The sequence below is a fragment of the Microbacterium sp. genome, from assembly GCF_035277845.1.
Taxonomy (GTDB): domain Bacteria; phylum Actinomycetota; class Actinomycetes; order Actinomycetales; family Microbacteriaceae; genus Microbacterium.
Genome location: NZ_DATEJS010000323.1, coordinates 1 through 5,049, shown reverse-complemented (window position 1 = coordinate 5,049; position 5,049 = coordinate 1). Strand labels below are relative to the sequence as shown.

Genomic DNA, 5,049 nt, shown 5'->3' with positions numbered 1-5,049 from the left:
CGAAGCCGCGGCCGCGCCCCTCGGCACTGGGCTCGCCCTCAGGATGCGGCCCGGGAGGCCGCGCCCAGGGAGGCCGTCCGCCGCGCAGGCGGGAGAGCGCATCGGCGATGCGGTCGATGTCGTCCGGGGCCGGGGTGTTCGCCATGAGAGAAATTTTACATGCAGGTTGACATGCATCCCAAATCCATGTCATTCTGCATGTACATGCGATACGACATGTATCGCCCCACGAGAGGATTGTCCATGACAGACACCAACACGCCGGACGACTCCGGCACCGAGAAGACCCCCGACCGCTCCCTCGCCGACTGGATGCGCATCACGCAGCGTGCGTTCATGCGCCGCGTCGCCGAGGAGATCGGAACCGAGGGGATCGACATGCGCGCCGCGATGGCGGCGAAGTTCCACGGGCACCCGAGCCCGGAGGCCGACCAGCTCTCCGCCGCGGTGAAGGCCGTCCAGGATGCCGCCACGGCATCCATCCCCGCCGAGGACCTCGCCGCCACCCTCCGCACCCTGGAGGCCATCGCACGCGAACTCGGCTGGGACGAGAGCGCGCAGAACGCCGGCCCCTGGCGCGGGCCCTGGGCCGGCTTCGGTCGCGGGCCCTGGGCCGGCTTCGGACCGGGCCGCGGGTTCGGTCGCGGCTGGGCCGGAGCCCCCGGCTTCGAGCACGGGCACGGCTTCGAACCCTGGCGCGCGCACGGCTACGGCCACGAGCACGCAGGATGCCACGGCGGGCACGCCGGACGCGGCTACGGACGTCACCCGAAGCGCGAGCGCGCCCACGAGCGCGGCTTCGAGGCGGGGTTCGAAGCCGGGTTCGAGGCCGCCCACCGGCACCACCCCGCTCCCCCGGCACCGCACGCCCCGGCTGCCTGACCGGCATCCCGGCAGATCCCGAAGCGCTCCGGCCCCACCGGCCGGGGCGCTTCGCGGCGCCGCAACGTGAGTCGCGTGCCGCGGCATCCGCCCGGCAGAATGGCGGGATGGCCCTCCCCGCCCTCATCGCGATCTCCCACGGCACCTCCTCGGCCGACGGGCAGCGCGCCGTCACCGGCCTGTTCGATGCCGTCGCACAGCGGCTGCCGGGCGTCGCGTCCCGCCTCGGGCACGTCGACGTGCAGCAGCCGGACGTCGCGGCATCCCTCGCCTCGGTCGACGGACCGGCGGTCATCGTGCCGCTGCTGCTGTCGGCGGGCTACCACGTGCGGGTCGACCTGCAGCGCGAGATCAGCGAGCGCGACGACGTCGTGATCGCCGGGGCGATGGGCCCCGATCCGCGTCTGGCGCAGGTGCTCGCCGACCGGCTCGGGGAGCTGGAGCCCGGCGTGCGGGTCGTGCTCGCCGTCGCCGGGTCGAGCGACGACCGCGCCAACGAGGACTGCCGCGAGATCGCCCGGCAACTGGCCGAGCTGCTCGGACGAGACGTGGCCGTCGGGTTCCTCGCGGCTGCCGAGCCGCGGCTCGACGCTGCCGTGGCGGAGGCGGCGGCATCCGCACCCGTCGTCGTCGCGAACTACCTGCTCGCGCCGGGCTACTTCCACGATCTCGCCGTGCGGATGGCCGCCGGGCATCGTGTCGCCGACCCGCTGCTGCTGCCGGATGCCCCGGCACCGGCATCCCTCGTCGACCTGGTGATCGACCGGTACGAGGATGCCGCGGCCGGCCGGGCCGCCGCCCGCTGAGGCCCGACCGCACCCCACGGGACCAAAGGCCCTGAGCGCCCCGGCGGTCGCGGGGATCCTTGGTCTCGTGAACGAGACGACGAACGCGGCGGCATCCGCCGTGCACACCGCAGCGGGCGGGATCTATCTGGGCTGGGCGCCATTCACGATCCAGCTCGGCAACCTGATCGTGATCGTGTCGATGATCGCCCTGTTCGTGCTCGCGATCTTCGTTCCCTTCCCTCGGGGAAAGGCTCCGATGCCACGGCGTTCCGCCGAGACGACCGCGCGGACGCCGGTGCACGCTGAGATCCCCGACGAGGAGGTCTACACGTGGACGGGCCGGACGCGGGCCTGGCTGCTGCGCGTCCTCCCGCCGCGCAAGCTGCTGCCGCAGACGCAGCCGAGCTACGTGGCGTCGTGGATCTACGTGTTCGGCATGGGATCCCTCGCCGCGCTCGGCTACGTCATCCTGTCCGGCGTCGTGCTGGCACTGAACGGGCCCGCCTGGTACCACCTGTCACCGCTCGGCCTGTTCATCAACAGCACGCACCTGTGGGGCGTCGAGCTGTTCTTCATGTTCATGGTCGTGCACCTGTGGGGGAAGTTCTGGATGGCCTCCTGGCGGGGCGGGCGCGCTCTCACCTGGATCACCGGCGTGATCGCTTTCGCGGTCTCCCTCGTCACGGCGTTCACGGGCTATCTCGTCCAGACGAACTTCGACTCGCAGTGGATCGCATTCCAGGCCAAGGACGCACTGAACGCCGTCGGCGTCGGCGCGTGGTTCCACGTCGCGGACCTCGGGCAGATGCTGATGTGGCACATCGTGCTGCTGCCCCTCGCGGTCGGCGTGATCGTCGTCCTCCACGTGCTGCTGGTGCGGGTGCACGGCGTCGTGCCGCCGCTCGACGCCGGAGACCCGGCCGAGCCGGCCGAACAGGCAGAGCCGGCCGAGGCGGCCGAGGCGGCGGAGCCGGCCGAGCCGGTGCCCGGGTCCGAGGTTCCCGAGTTCCCCGCCCCCGCGACCGCACAGCACGCCGCGCAGCCCAGCCGGCCCGAGATCGTGGAGGTGCACGATGAGCACGCACACCAGGCCTGACCTCGCCACTCAAGCTCGGCGCGACCACCGCCCGTGGAGCGGCCCGGAGCGGGTCTACGACCTGTTCAAGGAGCTCGTGGTGGCCGCCGCCGTGGTCGGCGTGCTGGTCGTGGCACTCGCCGCGATCATCGGATCGCCCGACGAATCGCCGGTGTCGCTTCGGCAGTGGGCGACGGCCGCCCCTGCGGACTTCGTGGCGACGGCCACCGCCGAGCTCGCCGGCACCAGCGACACCGCGACCTACGGGCCGCCGTACAACTCGACCGCGGGCGCGACGCAGACGCTGGGTCCGGTCGACCTGCAGAGCCTGTCCGGCGTGCGCGAGCCGATCGACACCGCCCAGGACTTCGTCATCGGGCCCCTCGAGAAGCTCCCGCAGCCCGTGCCCGCCGTGGCGCAGTGGACCGCGGCATCCGCCGCTCAACGCTCCGCGTGGGCGACGGCGTACGCGCACGCCTTGGCGAAGGCCCCCGGCGGCGACCCCGCCAAGGCGGCGGCCGGCGACTACGGCCCGGTGCCGGCGCTGGACCGCGCGCTGCTGGCCTCGGCCCGCAGCGGAACGCTCGACGGCATCCTCGGCGGCGGCACCGTCGCGGGATTGGACCACACCGGCAGCCTGCTCTTCCTCGGCGACGGAACGTACTTCCCGGGGCTCGCCGACCGACAGCACCTGACCGGCGACCAGTGGGGTGTCATGAACGAGACGGGGAACTACCCCGGCCAGTCGTGGCTGTGGCTGTTCTCGTTCTGGTACCAGATCCCGCCGTTCAACGCCCTCGGCAACGCAGACCTCGTCATCGTCGGAATCATGGCGGTACTCACGCTCGCCCTGATGCTCGTGCCGTTCATCCCCGGGCTGCGGTCGATCCCGCGCTGGATCCCCGTGCACCGATTGATCTGGCGCGACTACTATCGCGGTGGCCGCGACCGGTAGCGCACACCACCGGCGACGTCAGCGCGCGTCGCCGCCGAAGAACACGCCCGCCACGCGCGCCAGATCGTGCAGGTCGGTGACGCCGGCGAGTTCCCGGGCGGAGTGCATCGACAGGATCGGGATGCCGACGTCGACGGTGCGGATGCCGAGCCGGGTCGCCGTGATCGGGCCGATCGTCGAGCCGCACGGCACGGCGTTGTTCGAGACGAACTCCTGACTCGCAACGCCCGCCGCCTCGCACCAGCCGTTCCACGCGGACGCGCCGATGCCGTCGGTGGCGTAGCGCTGGTTCGCGTTGATCTTGAGGATCGGACCGGAGCCGAGCACCGGCTGCACGACAGGATCGTGCTTGTCGGGGAAGTTCGGGTGCACCGAGTGGCCCACGTCGCTCGAGACGCACCAGGACGCCGCGAGGGCGCGCAGCTGCTGCTCCCGGTCGGCGCCGAGCGCGAGCTGCACCCGTTCGAGCACGTCGGCGAGGAACGGTCCCGCCGCACCCGAGCGTGTCTCGGAGCCGACCTCCTCGTGATCGAAGACGGCGAGCATCGCGATGTGATCCGCGGGGTCGGCGGCGGCGAGCGCGACCGTGCCGGCGTGCACGGAGGCGAGGTCGTCGAGACGCCCGGACGCGAAGAACACGTCGTCCTTGCCGAACACGGCGCCGCGGGCCGCGTCCGCGGTGACGACGTCGTAGCCGCGGATGCGGTCGGGGGCGATCCCCGCGGATGCCGCGAGCTCACCGAGCAGGTCGGCCGAGTCGGCGGCGCCGAGCCCCCACACCGGCTGCGTCTGGCCCTGCTTGTCGAGGGCGAGGTGGTCGTTCACGTCGCGGTTGAGGTGGATGGCGAGCTGCGGAAGGCGCAGCAGCGGGCCCGTGGCGGCGAGCGCCGCGGTGCCGTCGTCGAGGACGAGGCGCCCGGCGAGGCGCAGCTCGCGGTCGAGCCAGGATGCCAGGATCGGGCCGCCGTAGATCTCCACTCCCGCCTGCAGCCAGCCGAGCCGGCCGGTGGTGGGCTTCGGCTTGAGCTTGAGCGCCGGCGAGTCGCTGTGCGCGCCGAAGATCCGCACCGGGGTGGCGGAGGCGGCATCCGCCGGCACGACCCACGCGATCACGGCCCCGTCGCGCACCACGAGGTACCGGCCCCCTGGCTGCGCCGGCCAGGCGGCATCCTCTGCGAGCGGCTCGAACCCGGCATCCGTCAGCCGCCGCGCCACCTCGGCCGCCGCGTGGAAGCTCGACGGCGACGCCGCCACGAAGTCGGCGAGATCGTGGGCATGGGCGAGCGCGTCAGCGGTGGGCATCCTGCCACGCTACCCGCCGCCGCACCGCCCCGCGCTGCGCCGGTGCG

Annotated in this window: 5 protein-coding genes; 4 read left to right on the top strand and 1 reads right to left on the bottom strand. The window is 72.8% G+C overall.

Features of this window, described 5'->3' with window-relative positions; all coding sequences use genetic code 11:
• The first annotated feature begins 243 nt into the window (after positions 1-243).
• The 4 genes from VJR25_RS14260 (at position 244) to VJR25_RS14245 (ending at position 3,700) form a co-directional block, all read left to right on the top strand.
• Positions 244-882 carry a hypothetical protein gene (locus VJR25_RS14260; RefSeq protein WP_324116155.1) on the top strand — a complete coding sequence of 213 codons (639 nt, stop codon included), beginning with the start codon at positions 244-246 and terminating at the stop codon, positions 880-882.
• A gap of 107 nt (positions 883-989) precedes the next feature.
• A complete protein-coding gene (locus VJR25_RS14255; RefSeq protein ID WP_324116153.1) occupies positions 990-1,688 on the top strand; it encodes a sirohydrochlorin chelatase in 699 nt (232 codons plus the stop codon).
• 67 nt (positions 1,689-1,755) lie between these two features.
• Positions 1,756-2,766, top strand: a complete 1,011-nt coding sequence (locus tag VJR25_RS14250) for a cytochrome b N-terminal domain-containing protein (RefSeq protein WP_324116151.1) — start codon at positions 1,756-1,758, stop codon at positions 2,764-2,766.
• A complete protein-coding gene (locus tag VJR25_RS14245; protein WP_324116149.1) occupies positions 2,744-3,700 on the top strand; it encodes a hypothetical protein in 957 nt (318 codons plus the stop codon). Before VJR25_RS14250 ends, VJR25_RS14245 begins: the two co-directional genes overlap by 23 nt.
• An 18-nt stretch (positions 3,701-3,718) precedes the next feature.
• Here the strand turns inward: VJR25_RS14245 and VJR25_RS14240 are convergent, their stop codons facing one another.
• Positions 3,719-5,002 (bottom strand): M18 family aminopeptidase, encoded by a 1,284-nt coding sequence (locus VJR25_RS14240; RefSeq protein WP_324116147.1) that lies wholly within the window; start codon positions 5,000-5,002, stop codon positions 3,719-3,721.
• Between the last annotated feature and the right edge of the window lie 47 nt (positions 5,003-5,049).

Bases quoted from the DNA above. Each gene is read 5' to 3' on its own strand.
- VJR25_RS14260 (WP_324116155.1), top strand. From the start codon at position 244: ATGACAGACACCAACACGCCGGACGACTCCGGCACCGAGAAGACCCCC.
- VJR25_RS14240 (WP_324116147.1), bottom strand. From the start codon at position 5,002: ATGCCCACCGCTGACGCGCTCGCCCATGCCCACGATCTCGCCGACTTC.
- VJR25_RS14255 (WP_324116153.1), top strand. From the start codon at position 990: ATGGCCCTCCCCGCCCTCATCGCGATCTCCCACGGCACCTCCTCGGCC.
- VJR25_RS14245 (WP_324116149.1), top strand. From the start codon at position 2,744: ATGAGCACGCACACCAGGCCTGACCTCGCCACTCAAGCTCGGCGCGAC.